We start from the raw sequence: 15,305 nt of genomic DNA on the forward strand, positions 1-15,305 counted from the left end.
GGCATGGAAGTCAAGATCGGCATCACCGACGTCCCCCGCGAGGTCACCATCGAAGCCACCGCCTCCGCCGAGGAGCTCGCCGAGCAACTCCGCGATGCCGTGGCCAACTCGTCGCTGCTGGAGCTGACGGACGAGAAGGGCCGCCGCGTGCTGATCCCCGGGGCCCGCATCGCGTACCTGGACCTCGGCTCACCCAGCTCCCGCACGGTGGGCTTCGGCGCGGTATAGCGGCCTACGTTAGACTGAGGGCCTGCGGGCAGCAACGCACCGCCTCCGGCGCGCCAACCGCGCCGTGAGTTCTTCCAGATTGGTTTGAGCCCTGAGCGACAACGAGACCCCGATCGACGAGACCTTCGCCGACCTCGGCATCCACGAATCCATCACCTCGGCGCTGGCGGAGGTCGGCATCGTCCATCCTTTCGCCATCCAGACGTTGGCGATCCCCCTCGCCATCAGCGGGGTGGACCTCATCGGTCAGGCCCGCACCGGCACGGGCAAGACCCTGGCGTTCGGCGTCAGCCTCCTGCACCGCATGGTCACCATGTCCGGCGGAGAGAAGCCCACGCACGGCAAGCCGCGGTCCCTGATCGTGTGCCCCACGCGTGAGCTCGCCCTCCAGGTGGGCCGAGACCTCGATGTCGCCGGCAGGCACCTCAAGATGCGGGTGCTCACCATCTACGGCGGCACCGGCTACGACGAGCAGCTGCGCGCCCTCGAGTCCGGCATCGACATCGCGGTGGGCACACCCGGCCGTCTCCTGGACCTCGCGGACCGCGGAGCCCTGGACCTGTCGCAGATCCAGGTTCTGGTCCTCGACGAGGCCGACGAGATGCTGGACCTCGGGTTCCTCCCGGACATCGAACGCCTCCAGCGCAAGACGCCCAAGGACCGCCAGACCATGCTGTTCTCGGCCACGATGCCGGCGCCCATCCTGACGCTGGCGCGGGCCACGCTGAACCGGCCCGTCAACATCCGCGCCGAGGGCCATGACGCGAAGATGACCGTTCCGGACATCGACCAGTTCGTCTACCAGGCCCATGACCTGGACAAGCCCGAGATGGTGGGGCGGCTCCTGCAGGGCAACCAGACCACGAAGGTCATGATCTTCTGCCGGACGAAGCGCGCAGCGCAGCGGCTCACCGACGAGCTGGTGGACCGCGGCTTCGCCGCCGCCGCCATCCACGGGGACCTCAACCAGGAGGCACGCGAACGCTCCCTGAAGAAGTTCCGGGCGGACACCATCACGGTGCTCGTGGCCACCGATGTCGCCGCCCGCGGCATCGACATCATCGGCGTCAGCCACGTGATCAACTACGAGTGCCCGGACACCGACGCCACCTACGTGCACCGGATCGGCCGCACCGGCCGCGCCGGCAATTCAGGGGTCGCGGTGACGCTGGTGGACTGGGCGGACCTGCACCGCTGGAAGCTGATCAACGAGTCGCTCAACCTCGAGCTGGCCGTGCCGCCCGAGACGTATTCGTCGTCACCGCACTTCTACACAGATCTCGACATCCCCGAGGGCACCAAGGGGCGGGTGCCCGGCACCATCGCGGCGCGCGAGAAGGCCGTCGAGGCCAGGCATTCCCCCACCGAGGCCCGCAAGCACCGCTCGCGGCGGTCCACAGAGCCCGCCGGCGATCACCCCGCGCAGGACAAGCACGCCGACGCCGAGCGCAAGCCCCGCCGTCGCCGCCGTCGCACCCGCGGCGGGGTGGACGTGGCCCCGGAGGCACCGACGGCGGACTGAGCCGTGGCTCAGTAGACCATCTGCATGGCCTCCCGGACCTCGTCGAGCGTCCGGTCGGCCACCTCGGTGGCCCGCCGGTTGCCCGACGCGAGCACCTGTGCCAGGTAGCCGGGGTCCGCGGCGAGCTCGGCGCGGCGCGCGCGGATGGGAGCGAAGTAGTCGTTGACCGCCGCGGTGACCAGCTTCTTCAGCCCGCCACCGCCACCGTCGCCGATCTCCGCGGCCACCTCCGCCGGATCCCTGTCGAGGCACAACGCCGCGAGGTTCACCAGGTTGGACACCTCCGGCCTGGTGGCCGGGTCGTAGGTGATGTGGCGGTCCGAGTCCGTCACGGCCCTCTTGAGGAGCCTGGCCGTCTCGTCTGCCGTCATACCCAGCTCGATGGTGTTGCCCTTGGACTTCGACATCTTCGTGCCGTCCAGCCCCAGGACGATGCCGGACCGGCTGAGCAGGGCCTCCGGCGCGGGGAACACGGCACGGCTCTCGTCCACACGGCCGTAGCGCTCGTCGAATCGACGGGCGATGACGCGCGCCTGCTCCAGGTGCGGCAGTTGGTCCTTCCCCACCGGCACGAGGTTGGCCTTGCAGAACAGGATGTCCGCGGCCTGGTGCACGGGGTAGGTGAGCAGCAGGCCGGACATGGGCCGGTCACCCGTGTCGTCGAGTTCCGTCTTCACGGTGGGGTTGCGGCGCAGCTCGGCGTCCGTGACCACCGAGAGGAAGGGCAGCATCAGCTGGTTGAGGGCAGGGATCTGCGAATGCGTGAAGATCGTCACCTGCTCAGGGTCCAGCCCCACTGCCAGGTAGTCCGTGAGGAGGGAATAGACGCGTTCCCGGAGCGGACCCACCCCGTCGCGGTCCGTGACCACCTGGTAGTCGGCGATGACCACGAACGTCTCCACGCCGAGGGAGGCGAGCCGCACGCGGTTCTGCAGGGAGCCGAAGTAGTGGCCGATGTGCAGGTTTCCGGTGGGGCGGTCCCCGGTGAGGATCCTGAATCGCGACGGGTCCAGGGCGATCTGCCGCTCGATCTCGAGGCTGCGCTCGGTGGAACGGGCGAGCGAGGCCTCCGGGTCGAACGTGTCCTCGGGGGTAACTGACATGGATGTGCCTGCCTGTACGGGTGCGACGGGGTGCGGGGCCCCAGCCTAGCGGCCCTAGACGACGCCGCCGCGACGGCGGATCCGGGCGACGAGGTCCCGGTAGGCCGACGGCCGGGTCAGGTTGGCGCCCAGTGGATTGCGCTTCTTCCCCAGGCCGTGATAATCGCTGGATCCGGTGCGCACCAGGCCCAGCCGCGCGCCCATCTCGAACAGCAGCGAACGGGTCTCATCGTCGTGATCGGGATGGTCCACCTCGATTCCCTCAAGCCCGTGGCCCTGCACCAGCGACTCCAGGTAGGGGGCGGGCAGTACCCGCTGGCCGCCGCGGCCCCACGGGTGCGCGATGACGGCGACGCCCTTGGCGGCGTGCACCAGGCCGATCGCACGCTCCAGTTCACACGCATACCGATGGACGTAGCAGGGGCCGTCCTCACCGATCCACCGTGCGAACGCCTCGTCGCGATCCGCGACGTAACCCTTGGCCACCAGCGCGTCCGCCACGTGCGGCCTGCCAATGGCGGGCGCGCCGTTCGCAGCCGTCATGACCTCGTCCATCGTGACATCGAGTCCGGCCGCCGTGAGCTTGGCCACCATCGCCGGCAGCCGGTCCGTCCGGCCGAACCGGATGCGGGCCAGCTCTGCGTTGAGCTCCCGGTCGAACGGGTCACAGCCGTAGCCGAGCAGGTGGACCGAGGCGCCGTCGTGCTCGGCCGACATCTCGATGCCGCCCAGGACCTTCACACCGATTCTCTTGCCGGCCTCCTGACCCTCGGCCACGCCGCCGAAGGTGTCGTGATCGGTGAGCCCGATCACGTCGAGCCCGGCATCGTGGGCCTTCATCACCAGGCTGGTCGGGGTGTCCGTCCCGTCGCTGACCCGGGAATGGGTGTGCAGGTCGATCTTCATGGGCCAATCCTAGGGTTCGTCCGTCCGGCTACGCTGACAGGCATGGATTTGGATTACACCCACCAGTACGCCGCCGCTCCGGATGCGGTCGTCGCGCTGATGCGCAATGAGGAGTTCATCGCCGACGTGGCCCGGCACGCCGGGGCCCTCGAGCACCGCGTTACGATCGCCGACGACGCCACCCGCCTCGAGATGAAGCTGCCGGTGCCGGCGAATCTGGCGAAGTTCGTGGGTGAGGCCGTGACTCTCGCGCAGGTGTTCCGCTTCCAGCCGCCGTCGGCGGACGGGTCGATCCGCGGCACCGTCGAGGTCGATGTGCCCGGGATGCCGATCGACGTCAATGCCCAGACCGCCCTGACGCCCCAGGGCCAGGGAACGCAGGGCCGCTACAGCGGGGACCTGAAGGTGAGAATTCCGCTGGTGGGCAAGAAGGTGGAGTCCATGATCGAGCCGTTCATCCGCGAAGCCTTCGCCGGGTTGGAGCGCCGGGCGGCAGCCTGGCTCAGCAGCTGACCCGCGGTCAGCTGGCGGCCGCCTCGCGGCGCTTCTTCGCGGCGTCGACGGAGGCCTTGAGCGCGGCCATGAGGTCCACCACGTCGCCGACAGGCTGGGACGTCTCCGACGCCGCCGGCGCGGGAGCCCCAGCAAGCTTGGCCTCCACCACCTCGAGGAGGGCCTCGCGGTAGGAGTCCTGGTAGGCGGCGGGATCGAACTCCCCCTCCAACTGCGCGATGAGCAGCTTCGCCATCTCCATCTCCGCATCCGAGATCCTGACCTCGGTCGAGGGAGCCGCGAACTCCCCGTCGCGGAGTTCGTCCGGCCAGTACATCGTGTGCATGAGCAGGAGATCGTCCTTGGGGCGGATCAGCGCCAGCGACTCGCGGCTGCGCAGGGCCACCTTGACCACCGCCACCTTGTCCTCCTTGGCCAGCGCCTCGCGCAGGAGCACGTAGGGCTTCTGGCCCGCGGCCTCGGGCTCCAGGAAGTAGGTGCGCTGGAAGAAGGTGGGATCCACCTCGTGGCCGTCGACGAACTGGACCACGTCCACGGTCTTGAGGGTGCTCAGCGGCAGGTTGTCGAAGTCCTCGTCGGTCAGGATGGCGACGCGGCCGTCTGCGGACTCGTAGCCCTTCGCGATGTCGGCATAGGCCACCACCTCGCCGCACTTCTCGCAGATGCGTTGTTGCCGCACGCGGCCGCCGTCGCTGGCGTGGACCTGCCTGAAGGACACGTCACGGTCCTCCGTGGCGCCGTAGAGCTTGACGGGAATCGACACCAGGCCGAAGGACACAGCGCCCTTCCAGATGGAACGTGGCATGTCAGGACCCTCCCTTACTCTCCGCGCCGGTATTCGACGACGTCGTTCCACAGCAGCTCGTGCTCCTGTAACAGCTGCTGGACCTGGGGCAGATCCCAGGCCTGATCGATGGTGAGGCCCCGGGCGATGGCGGCCGCGTCCGCCACATCCACGCCAGGCTCCTCGCAGAACCAGGCGGTCATGGCCGACGGCGGGCACCCGGTGAGCGTGACCCTGCCGTTGGCCGGGTCATCCGACGCGGCGATCAGCGCCGGGTCGACCTCCGCCACAACGACGAGCCTGGTTCCGTACTCGCTCAGGCCTGCGATCGACGCGAGCACCAGGGCGGCGTACTCCGCGTCCTCGGCCTCCGCCTCGGTGTACTCGAGTTCCTCGAGCAGCTCCGGCGTCACGGTGTAGGCGGGCCGGTCCGCGACAACCGGATCGCCCGCCAGGATGCCCAACTCTTCGGCGGCGATGGGGATGAACACGAGGTGGCGTCTCACCCGACCAGACTAGATGCACCGAGGCAGGAATCGGAGTAGGTTCGACGACGACATGTTGCGCACGATCAGGTCCCTTGCCGCCGCCACCGCCGTCGTCCTGCTCGTGGCGTGCGGCACCCCGACGGCCGCCCCCCAGACCATCGAGCTGGTGGTCACCGATCCGCCGGCGGACACGCGGCGGGTCGAGGTGCAGCTGGGCGCGGAAGTGACCCTTCGGATCACCACCCCGACGGCGGACCGGGCGCACGTGCACGGCTATGAGATCGAGCGGGACCTCGCGGCAGGGGAACCCACCGACATCGTCTTCGAGGCGGCGATGGCTGGGACCTATGAGGTGGAGTCCCACGTCACAGACGTCATCTGGCTGGACCTGGTCATCCGGTGACGCCGCTGCACGGCATCGCCTCCCGGGGCGACCTGCCGCTCCCGTTCGGGTTCGTGCTCGCCGGCGGGGGGGCCGTGCTGGTGGTCACCTTCTGGGTCGCGCTGTTCGCCTGGAGGACGCCGCGCCTCCGGGACCAGCACGGCGTGGAGTTGCCGCGCCTGACCGCCGTCGTGGACTCCCCCTGGTTCTCCCGACCGCTCCGGATCCTCGTAGGGTCCGGGTGGCTGGTGGCCGGTCTGGCGCTGACGTTCGGGGTGGATCGGATCGACAATCCCGCCTTCGGCTTCGTCTACGTGCTGCTCTGGGTGGGCCTCGTGCCGATGTCGTTACTGTTCGGCGCCGTCTACCGGCGGACCAACCCGCTTCGGCTGCTGCTCCGCTTCACGGGGGCCGCCGCCCCGGCTGGTAACGCCGCGGCGTCGAGACTGCCCGCCGCGGCCGCACTGCTGGCCTTCCTCTACCTGGAGTTGGTTCAGCCCGAAGGCGCGACGCTTCCGGTGCTTCGGGGTTTCGCCGCCGCCTGGGTGGCGTGGGTGGTCGGGGGCGTCCTGTTCCAGGGCCAGCGCTGGATCGCGCAGGCGGATCCGTTCGAGGCGTACGCGACGATCGTGGCGCGGCTGTCGCCGTGGAGTCGCACCAGCCGTGGCGTGTTGCTGCTGGTCGACCCACTCCGGAACCTCGGGTCCTGGCGGGCACCGCAGCACCTGGCCGCCCTGGCGAGCGTGCTGCTGGGCGGCACGCTCTTCGACGCCCTGTCGAACACCGCCTGGTGGGTGCGCGCCACCCAGGGGCTAGAGGGGTGGGCCTGGCCGATCGGCACGCTGGGCCTGCTCACGAGCGTCGGGGTGATCTACGCGCTGTTCTGGATCGGCACCCGCCCTTACCGCGGGATACAGATGGATTCCCTGGCCCCGGGCCTGATCCCCCTCGTCGTGGCCTACGCTCTGGCGCACTACGGCACCATGCTGTACCTGGAGGGTCAGCGCACTCTCATCCGGTTCAGCGACCCGCTGGGGGCAGGCTGGGACCTGTTCGGGATGGCCGAGGCGGCCCCCGTCACCACGCTGTTCGCGTACCCCACCCTCATCGCCGTCCTGCAGGTGCTGCTCATCGTCGGCGGCCACGTGGCGGGGGTGCTGGTCACCCACGACATCGCGCTGCGCACCCACCCCGGCCGGGTGGCGGTGCATCTGCCGTTGCTGAGCATCATGGTGGTGTTCACCGTCGGCGGACTCCTGCTGATGTTCGGTGGCTGAGTTGTTGTCCTGAGCCGCCCAGGTGTTGTCCGAACGCTCCGATGTGTTGTCGGTGGGACTCGCCGGCGCTGCCGTCGCGGCCGGGCGACCCTAGCGTCGAGGCCATGAGCCTCCAACTACCTGTCACGCATCTCGCCAGTGTCCGCCCCAGGCATCCTGCGCCGGATCCGGTGCCCTCACAGGCCATGAACCTCATCCGGGCGGTTCTCGAGGCCGTGATGGGCAGGCGGCCGCTGCACCAGCTGCGTCCACATCTGGCGCCGGCGGCGTTTGAGAACCTGGTCCACTACGTCGACAGCGGCCGTTTCCGCCGGGTCAGGGTCGGCAGGGTCCGGTCTCAGATGCCCACTGAGAGATCAGTGGAGGCAACGGTTCGGGTGTGCTCCGGCGGCCGCTCGGTCAGTTGCATCCTGCGCCTCGATGCCGGCCCCACGACATGGCGGTGCTCGGAGTTGGTGATCCTCACTCCTGTGGGTGTGCAGTCCGCCGCATGGGCCGCCTGAGGCCGACGGACTCGGCGGGGTCTAGACCGCAGCGGCCCCCGGACGGCCGTGGCAGACCTTGTACTTGCGCCCCGATCCGCACGGGCAGGGCTGGTTGCGGCCCACCTTCTCCGCGGCCCGTGCCATCGGCGCGTTCGTCTGGATCACCTCACCGGTCTCGTCCGGCGCGGAGTAGCTGAGATTGGTGTCGGCGTGACGTTCCAGGCCCTTGGCCAGCGGCTCGGGTGTCTCCTCCTCCGAAGGCACCCGGATGGGTGCCCCTGATTCGTCGGTCACCAGGCCGACGGCGAGGGCCGGCTCCGCCGGACGCGCCGTGACCTCCAGGTTGAACAGGAAGCCCACGACCTCCTCCATGAAGGCGTCCATCATGGCGACGAACATGTCGCCGCCCTCACGCTGGTACTCGACCAACGGATCGCGCTGCGCCATCGCCCGTAGGCCGATGCCTTCGCGGAGGTAGTCCATCTCGTACAGGTGCTCGCGCCACTTCCGGTCCAGCACCGTCAGCAGCACCTGGCGTTCCAGCTCCCGCATGGTTTCAGCGCCGAGCTGCTCCTCCCGTGCGTCGTAGGCGCGCAGCGCGTCCTCGGTGACCATGTCCACCAGCTCATGCTGCTCCGGCAGTTGCTCGTCGAGCTGGGCGAGGGTGATGGTCACCGGGTAGAGCGTCCGCAGCTCTGTGAGCATGGTCTCCAGATCCCATTCCTCGGGGATGCCGACGGTGTGGTTGCGTACCACGTCGGTGACCACTCGCCGCACGTTGGTCCGAAGCTGCTCGGACACGTCGGCGCCGTCCAGGACGCGGCGACGGTCCCCGTAGATGGCGTGACGCTGCCGGTTGAGCACATCGTCGTACTTGAGCACGTTCTTGCGCATCTCGAAGTTCTGGCCCTCGACCTGCTTCTGGGCGCTCTCGATGGACTTCGACACCGACTTCATGTCGATGGGCACGTCATCTGGGACCTTCATCATCAGCAGTGCACGTTCCAGCAGCTCAGGCCGGAACAGGCGCATCAGATCATCGCTGAGCGACAGATAGAACCGGCTCTCGCCGGGGTCCCCCTGGCGGCCGGAGCGGCCGCGCAGCTGGTTGTCGATGCGGCGCGATTCGTGACGTTCGGAGCCCACAACGTACAGGCCGCCGGTGGCCACCACCTCGTCATGCTCGGAGCCCACCTGCTGCTCCAGGGCCGCCAATGTCTCGTTCCACCGGGCCTCGTACGCCTCGGGGGTCTCGTGCGGGTCCAAACCCGCCTTCCGCAACTGGAGGTCCGCCAGAAACTCGGGGTTGCCGCCCAGCATGATGTCCGTGCCGCGTCCGGCCATGTTGGTCGACACCGTGACCGCGCCCTTGCGGCCCGCCTCGGCGACGATGGAGGCCTCGCGTTCGTGGTGCTTGGCATTGAGCACCTCATGCGGCACGTTGGCGCGCTTGAGCAGCCCGGACAGCAACTCGGACTTGGCGACAGAGGCCGTTCCGAGGAGCACCGGCTGCCCCTGCGCGTGCCGGTCCACCACGTCCTTGACGATGGCCTCGTACTTGGCCTCCTCGGTGCGGTAGATCAGATCCGGCTGGTCCTTGCGGATCATCGGCCGGTTGGTGGGGATCTGGATGACGCCGAGCCCGTAGATCTTCTGGAACTCCGACTCCTCCGTCTTGGCCGTGCCCGTCATGCCCGCCAGCTTGGAGTACATACGGAAGTAGTTCTGCAGCGTGATGGTGGCCAGAGTCTGGTACTCGTCCTTGATCCGGACGCCCTCCTTGGCCTCCAGCGCCTGGTGCAGGCCCTCGTTGTAGCGGCGGCCCGCGAGCGTGCGGCCGGTGTGTTCGTCGACGATCAGCACCTCGTCGCCGGCCAGAACGTAGTCCTTGTCCCGCTTGAAGAGCTCCTTGGCCTTGATGGCGTTGTTGAGGTACGAGATGAGGGGCGTGTTCGCGGACTCGTAGAGGTTCTCGATCCCCAGCCGGTCCTCCACCTTCTCGATGCCGGGCGCCAGCACCGCGATGGTGCGCTTCTTCTCGTCCACCTCGTAATCCACGTCGCGGCGCAGGGTCCTCACCAGCTTGGAGAACACCGGGTACCACTCGTGGGTGTCCTCGGCCGGGCCGGAGATGATCAGTGGGGTGCGGGCCTCGTCGACGAGGATGGAGTCCACCTCGTCAACGATGGCGTAGTGATGCCCGCGCTGGACGAGATCGTCACTGCGCAGCGCCATGTTGTCACGCAGATAATCGAAGCCGAACTCGTTGTTGGTGCCGTAGGTGATGTCCGAGGCGTACGCCACGCGGCGCTCCGCCGGGGTCATGGACGCCAGGATGGCACCCACCTCGAGCCCCAGGAAGTGGTGGATTCGCCCCATCTGCTCGGACTGGTACTTGGCGAGATAGTCATTGGTGGTGACGACGTGCACGCCTTCGCCGGTGAGGCCGTTGAGGTAGGCGGGGAGCGTGCCCACGAGCGTCTTGCCCTCACCGGTCTTCATCTCGGCGATGTTGCCCCAATGGAGCGCTGCGCCGCCCATGAGCTGCACGTCGAAGTGACGCTTCCCCAGAACCCTCACCGACGCCTCGCGTACCGTGGCGAAGGCCTCGGGCATGAGGCGATCCAGCGACTCACCGTCCGCGATGCGCTGACGGAAGGTGTCCGTCTCGGCCCGCAGCTCGGCGTCGGACATGGCCTGGAACTCCTCTTCGATGGAGTTGACCTGGTCGGCCACCTTCTGCAGCCGTCGAAGCTGGGCTCCGGAGCCGAGGCCGCTCAGAAAATCCATGACACCCACAGGTCGATTCCTCACATCTCGCGAACACCGCGATTTCACGCGGCGGTACCGCCAGCCATCCTAACGCCAGCCGGCAACGACGACACGCGACAGCGCCCCGGCCACGGCCGGGGCGCTGTCAGAGAACCGGTCAGGAGACGTTGAGGTGGATCACGCCGTAGTTGTAGGCCTTGCGCCGGTACACCACCGACGGGCGGCCGCTGTCCGCGTCCTGGTAGAGGAAGAAGTCGTGTCCCACGAGTTCCATCTCGTCGAGGGCCTGGGCCAGAGTGAGTGGAGCCGTGCTGAACTCCTTCTCGCGCACCACTAGTGGCCCGTCCCCCGTGACGACAAGACCGGCGACCTCATGGGTCTCCACGTCGTCCTGCGCGTGCCCGTTGACCTCGGCCACAGGATGCGCGATCTCGGCGATGTTGCCCGCACGGAGCCCGCGGTGGGTCTTGCGGCGGTCGGCCGCCTTCCGTAGCTGAGCCTTCAGCCGCTCCAACGCCATCTCGAATGCCGCCACCTTGTCGTTGGCCCTGGCTTCCGCCCGGACGACCGGCCCGCGACTCCGGAGGGTGAGCTGCACCTCGACGGCGTCTGAGGGATCCTTCGTCCCCTCCGAGGCATGAAACTCGACCTCAACGCGGATGACCCGATCCCGCAGGCGCTCGACAGCGGCCAATCGATCCGTGACGAGTTCTTTCAGTTCGGGGTTGATCGTGCAGTGCCGACCCGTGACGACGATGTCCATGTTTCCTCCGTCTGTCGTGGGGCCCCAGGGGCCCGACTCCAACTCCACCGCGGGGAGTTCCCCCGCGACGGATGCAGCAGACCGCAGGGGATCTGACGATCCATCCTGCGGCCTCAACATGTACCAACGCTACCCCTGCCGGCGAACGCTGTCAGGCTTGACGGGAAGTGTCTCAACGGTAGTCAGCGTCGGCCACGACTGCGGCACCCAGGACCTGCACCCCCACCGCCGTGAGGCGTCTGAGGGACTCACCGAGAGAGGCCCCCGTGGTGACCACGTCGTCGACGAGGATCACGGGCGCGACGGTGGGCCGCGCCCGCATGGAGTGGGCGAGGTTCTTGGCGCGCTGAGCCCTGCCGAGGCCCTCCTGGTCCGCACCATCGGGGCTCCTCCGGAGCACCCGCACCGCTCTCAGGCCGAGGCGGCCGGCCGCGGCGACGGCGAGCCGGTGGGCATGGTCGTAGCCGCGCGCCCGCACCGCCGCGGGCCTTGACGGGACCGGAACGAGAATGGCCTCCGGTGGCGGGTCGTGGACGCTCACGGCCCGCGCCAGGAGACGGCCCAGCATGCGGTCGAGGTGGAGGGCGCCGTCGTCCTTGTAGCGCGGGACAACATGGGCGAGCACCGGGCGATAGGGACAGGCGGCGCTGAGCGGAACATCAAGCCCCCGATGAACCCACCTCACCGGGACCGACAGGGCAGCGAGGCACAGCCCGCAGAGGCCCCAACCCGGCGTCGAGCATCCAGGGCAGGTGGCCCCCAGCAGGAGATCAGCGGCTGCGTCGATCAATCGGGTCATGCCCCCATGATCGTCAGCCCCGGCCGCACCTCACCGCCCCTCCACAGGGCAACTCAGCTGGCGTAGGCGATGGCCGTGAGGTCCTCGGCCAGCCGCGTCCACCGCGTGCGCGCCTCATATCGCCAGGTGACACCGGCCGAGGTCCGGATCGCCACCGCGCCACCGCCCAACCTTGCCATCGCCGTCAGCTCCTCCACCTCACCGGAGAGGGGGCCGAGCTCCTCGACGAGGGAGCCGTCCACCTCCGCGCTGTAGACGGACCGCAGACCTGCCGCGACACCGGCCACCGCCACCGATGTCTCGCCGTGCCACGCTACGGCACTCGGATCCGTGAGGATCTGGCCTGAGGGGGCCACCAACGGCAGGGGCCGCCACTCCACCACCGTGAGCGGGCCCCCCGGGAGGACCGTGGCCATCCCCACCTCGCGCACTCCCCCCGCCGACAGCAGAAGCGACACCCGAGCCCGGGTGGGCGAGACGGCGAACTGCTCAAGACCTCTCCCGTCGGGGATCTGGACCGTGGCCTCCTCCACGTCACCCATCCGGTTGACCGTGAACAGCCGGGTGCTGCCCTCGGCATCCTCGCCGAGGAGCCACAGCGTCCCCAGGACGAACTGGGGGGATCTGAGGTTCACGTACGGCACCTCGACGGGGGTCATCTCACCCTGGATGGTTCCCATGAGCAGACCCGTCCGGCCCTCGTCGATGAGGGCGGCGGAGTCCCCGTCCAGCGACACTGCCAGGTCCGCCACCGCCGCCTCGACCCCACGCCAGGGCTCGAAGCGATCGTCACCCAGCACCCGGCCCGGGGCACCGTCGCGGACGCCGAACAGGTCGACGGTCGAGGCACGCGAGAGGATCTGGTACCCCTGCTGGCCGGCAAGCTCCACCACCCCGTCGGCCCGCGCCCCCGGGAGGGTGAACGGGATGCCGTCGTTGGTCACCACCAGCCCGGTGACCCGCGGCACCGCCGTCAGGGACCAGAGGAGCTGCGCCCCCAGCCTGCGTCGGGCGTCGTCGCTCAGCCTGTCGTACAAGCCGGTCAGCTGAACCGTCACGACGCCGGCGGAATCGATGGTCGCCCCGCCGTCGGCCAGGTGGACGCCGCTGGGGACGGCGTCGGCGACGGCGGGGGCGATGGCCTCCGACGGTCCGCTGAGCAGGGCCTCGACGATGGCCGTCGGTGTCACCACCATCTCCGGGACGTGGATGGGGTCCGGGACCACATGGGTCCCCGAGCGGCTGGTGAAGTAGAGCGGAACGCGCTCGTAGTAGCGCTCGAAGATGTAGCGCGAGAGCAGCAACCCTGCCGGCGGGGAGGCGATGCGCCACTGGCCCTTCTCCTGGACGGTGCGGAAGTCGTGCTCGAACTCCTGCGGGACGGCCGCGAAGCGCCCGTTGCCGTCGAGCACGCCCACCTGGACACCCTCAACCGTGCCGTCGGACAGCCCGACGACCAGCGCGTCCACGACGGCGGCCGAGGTGGGGTCCCAGCGCGCCGCCGCGGCCTCCGTCAGGTACCGTCGGGCGATGGCGTATCCGCCCTCAGGGGAGGCCATGGCCTGAAGAAAGCCCTCTACCAGCCGCGCGGGCTGGACGCCTTCCTCGGGTGGCTGGGGCGCGAGATCGACGCCCCACGGCTCCGCCGACATGGGGACCTCCTCGACAGGACCCGACGTGGGGATCTGCGTGCATCCAGCGGCAAAAACCATCACGGCCAGGATCGCCGCCATCAGGGGCCTCACCGGGTCACCTCCGGCGGCCGGTCGTCGACGGGGATCACCGAGAGGGGCGACGTGGTCAGCTCATGTCCCGGCTCGCGGGGAATCGTCAGCCGGAACTGGGCCCCCCGGCCCGGACGGCCCCAGGCGGTCAGCCATCCGTGGTGCAGGCGGGCGTCCTCCATGGAGATCGCCAACCCGAGCCCGGAGCCGCCGACGACGCGGGTTCGGCTGGGATCGGCCCGCCAGAATCTGTCGAACACGCGCGCCGCGTCCTCGGCCTCGAAGCCGACACCATGGTCGCGCACCGTCACCGCGACGGCCGCCTCGTTGGCCGCCACCACGACTCGGACGGGCCTGCCCTCGGCATGCTCGATGGCGTTGGTGATGAGGTTGCGCAGGATGCGACGGATCCTCCGGGAGTCGACCGCGGCCATGGTGTCCAGCCCCCTGCGTTCCAGAGTGACGGCGACACCGAGCTTGTCCGCCATCCGACGACCCGCCTCGACCTCGGCCTCCACGAGGGCGGCGACGTCGGTCTCGTCGAGGCAGAGCACCGCGGCGCCGGCGTCGAAGCGCGAGATCTCCAGCAGGTCTGCCAGCATGCCGTCGAAGCGTTCGATCTCGAGGCTCATCAACTCCGCGGAGCGGGCCGTGAGGGGGTCGAGGGCGTAGCGGGAGTCGTAGATCACGTCCGAGGCCATCTTGATGGTGGTCATGGGCGTGCGCAGCTCGTGGGACACGTCGCTGACGAAACGCTGTTGGAGGGTGGACAGGGTCTCGAGTTCACGGATGCGCTGCTGGAGCTGGGCCGCCATCCGGTTCATGGACTTGGCGAGGCTGGCCAGATCGTCGGTGCCGCGAACGGCCATGCGCTCCCCCAACTGTCCGGAGGCAAGCTTGAGTGCGGCCTGGCTCGCGCGCCGCACGGGCCGCACCACCTGGTTGGTGATGAGGTAGGCGACCAGCGCGAGGGCGGCCACCAACGCGATCCCGGTCCCGGTGACCGCGCCCTGCAGGCCACGCAGCGTCTGGGTCTCCGTGGTCATGGGGAAGATGTAGTAGATCGGGTACCGCTCCCCCGTGGACCCGGTCAGCGCCGTCCCGATGGCCCACCCCGGCTCCGCCTGAGCGTCGGGATCCGTGAACACCACGGTGGTGGGGGTCACGAACATGCCCTCGACCTGTTCCACCTGGGCGATGAGGGAACCCGGAACCGACTCGGGGCGGATGCCAGCCGACACCAGCCGCGAGGTGGGGCCCTGGATGACCACGCGGTACTGCGCCGCCTGCGCGTCCGCCAGATCGGCGAGACGGTTCAGTGCCTCGTTCACCGCGACTCCCCGGTTCTCGGGGCTGCGGAGCTGATCCTGCATGAACGCGTACACGCCCGTGGCCTCGTTGAGAGACGCCGCCTTCTTCGCGGCGACGACGCCCACCGTCGCCTGCTGCAGCAGCACCATGCCCGCGAGCATCATGAGCACGATCGAGAGGGCGAGCGTGGAGATGAGGACCCGCAGCGGGAGGGAGCTCCACCACAGCTGGCGCACCCCCGTCCGGGC

At 69.1% G+C, this 15,305-nt stretch carries 15 protein-coding genes and 1 pseudogene; 6 read left to right on the top strand and 10 right to left on the bottom strand.

All coding sequences use genetic code 11. The features are described from left to right. Positions 1–3: 3 nt before the first annotated feature. Together ACX1D0_RS05300 and ACX1D0_RS05305 are read left to right on the top strand one after the other, a co-directional pair. Positions 4–228, top strand: a complete 225-nt coding sequence (locus tag ACX1D0_RS05300; RefSeq protein ID WP_459019844.1) for a DUF3107 domain-containing protein — start codon at positions 4–6, stop codon at positions 226–228. Positions 229–319: 91 nt separating this feature from the next. Then, positions 320–1,750 carry a DEAD/DEAH box helicase gene (locus ACX1D0_RS05305; RefSeq protein ID WP_459020389.1) on the top strand — a complete coding sequence of 477 codons (1,431 nt, stop codon included), beginning with the start codon at positions 320–322 and terminating at the stop codon, positions 1,748–1,750. Between the two features lie 8 nt (positions 1,751–1,758). Here ACX1D0_RS05305 and trpS read toward each other — a convergent pair whose 3' ends face one another. Together trpS and ACX1D0_RS05315 are read right to left on the bottom strand one after the other, a co-directional pair. Further along, complete coding sequence (trpS, locus tag ACX1D0_RS05310; RefSeq protein WP_459019845.1) at positions 1,759–2,853, bottom strand: tryptophan--tRNA ligase; 1,095 nt, start codon at positions 2,851–2,853, stop codon at positions 1,759–1,761. A gap of 54 nt (positions 2,854–2,907) precedes the next feature. Then, the gene (locus ACX1D0_RS05315) at positions 2,908–3,759 is read right to left on the bottom strand and encodes a PHP domain-containing protein (protein ID WP_459019846.1); all 852 of its coding nucleotides are present in this window, start codon (positions 3,757–3,759) and stop codon (positions 2,908–2,910) included. A gap of 42 nt (positions 3,760–3,801) precedes the next feature. On the opposite strand from ACX1D0_RS05315, the gene ACX1D0_RS05320 reads away from it, so the two are divergent. After that, positions 3,802–4,272 carry a DUF2505 domain-containing protein gene (locus tag ACX1D0_RS05320; protein WP_459019847.1) on the top strand — a complete coding sequence of 157 codons (471 nt, stop codon included), beginning with the start codon at positions 3,802–3,804 and terminating at the stop codon, positions 4,270–4,272. 7 nt (positions 4,273–4,279) lie between these two features. Here ACX1D0_RS05320 and ku read toward each other — a convergent pair whose 3' ends face one another. Then, on the bottom strand, positions 4,280–5,077 hold the full coding sequence (gene ku, locus ACX1D0_RS05325) for a non-homologous end joining protein Ku (RefSeq protein ID WP_459019848.1): 798 nt from the start codon (positions 5,075–5,077) through the stop codon (positions 4,280–4,282). A gap of 14 nt (positions 5,078–5,091) precedes the next feature. Further along, entirely contained in the window at positions 5,092–5,562 is a 471-nt protein-coding gene (locus tag ACX1D0_RS05330; protein WP_459019849.1) for a DUF6912 family protein, read from the bottom strand. Positions 5,563–5,614: 52 nt separating this feature from the next. On the opposite strand from ACX1D0_RS05330, the gene ACX1D0_RS05335 reads away from it, so the two are divergent. From ACX1D0_RS05335 to ACX1D0_RS05345, 3 genes are all read left to right on the top strand, one after another. Continuing rightward, positions 5,615–5,947 carry a cupredoxin domain-containing protein gene (locus ACX1D0_RS05335; protein ID WP_459019850.1) on the top strand — a complete coding sequence of 111 codons (333 nt, stop codon included), beginning with the start codon at positions 5,615–5,617 and terminating at the stop codon, positions 5,945–5,947. Further along, positions 5,944–7,203, top strand: coding sequence for a hypothetical protein (locus ACX1D0_RS05340; RefSeq protein WP_459019851.1), 1,260 nt, complete (start codon positions 5,944–5,946; stop codon positions 7,201–7,203). The genes ACX1D0_RS05335 and ACX1D0_RS05340 overlap by 4 nt, the downstream gene beginning before the upstream one ends. A 104-nt stretch (positions 7,204–7,307) precedes the next feature. Continuing rightward, positions 7,308–7,706 (top strand): Rv3235 family protein, encoded by a 399-nt coding sequence (locus ACX1D0_RS05345; RefSeq protein ID WP_459019852.1) that lies wholly within the window; start codon positions 7,308–7,310, stop codon positions 7,704–7,706. 21 nt (positions 7,707–7,727) lie between these two features. Here the strand turns inward: ACX1D0_RS05345 and ACX1D0_RS05350 are convergent, their stop codons facing one another. From ACX1D0_RS05350 to mtrB, 6 genes and pseudogenes are all read right to left on the bottom strand, one after another. Continuing rightward, positions 7,728–7,832, bottom strand: coding sequence for an SEC-C metal-binding domain-containing protein (locus tag ACX1D0_RS05350; protein WP_459020390.1), 105 nt, complete (start codon positions 7,830–7,832; stop codon positions 7,728–7,730). A gap of 125 nt (positions 7,833–7,957) precedes the next feature. Further along, positions 7,958–10,478: pseudogene (gene secA, locus ACX1D0_RS05355) on the bottom strand (preprotein translocase subunit SecA); the annotation flags it as partial. 139 nt (positions 10,479–10,617) lie between these two features. Beyond that, positions 10,618–11,223, bottom strand: a complete 606-nt coding sequence (hpf, locus tag ACX1D0_RS05360) for a ribosome hibernation-promoting factor, HPF/YfiA family (RefSeq protein ID WP_459019853.1) — start codon at positions 11,221–11,223, stop codon at positions 10,618–10,620. Positions 11,224–11,395: 172 nt separating this feature from the next. Further along, positions 11,396–12,022 (bottom strand): ComF family protein, encoded by a 627-nt coding sequence (locus ACX1D0_RS05365; RefSeq protein WP_459019854.1) that lies wholly within the window; start codon positions 12,020–12,022, stop codon positions 11,396–11,398. Between the two features lie 53 nt (positions 12,023–12,075). Next, a complete protein-coding gene (locus ACX1D0_RS05370; RefSeq protein WP_459019855.1) occupies positions 12,076–13,767 on the bottom strand; it encodes an LpqB family beta-propeller domain-containing protein in 1,692 nt (563 codons plus the stop codon). Next, positions 13,764–15,221, bottom strand: coding sequence for an MtrAB system histidine kinase MtrB (gene mtrB / locus ACX1D0_RS05375; protein WP_459020391.1), 1,458 nt, complete (start codon positions 15,219–15,221; stop codon positions 13,764–13,766). The genes ACX1D0_RS05370 and mtrB overlap by 4 nt, the downstream gene beginning before the upstream one ends. Positions 15,222–15,305: the final 84 nt, after the last annotated feature.

The organism is Tessaracoccus pujii (genome assembly GCF_054483895.1).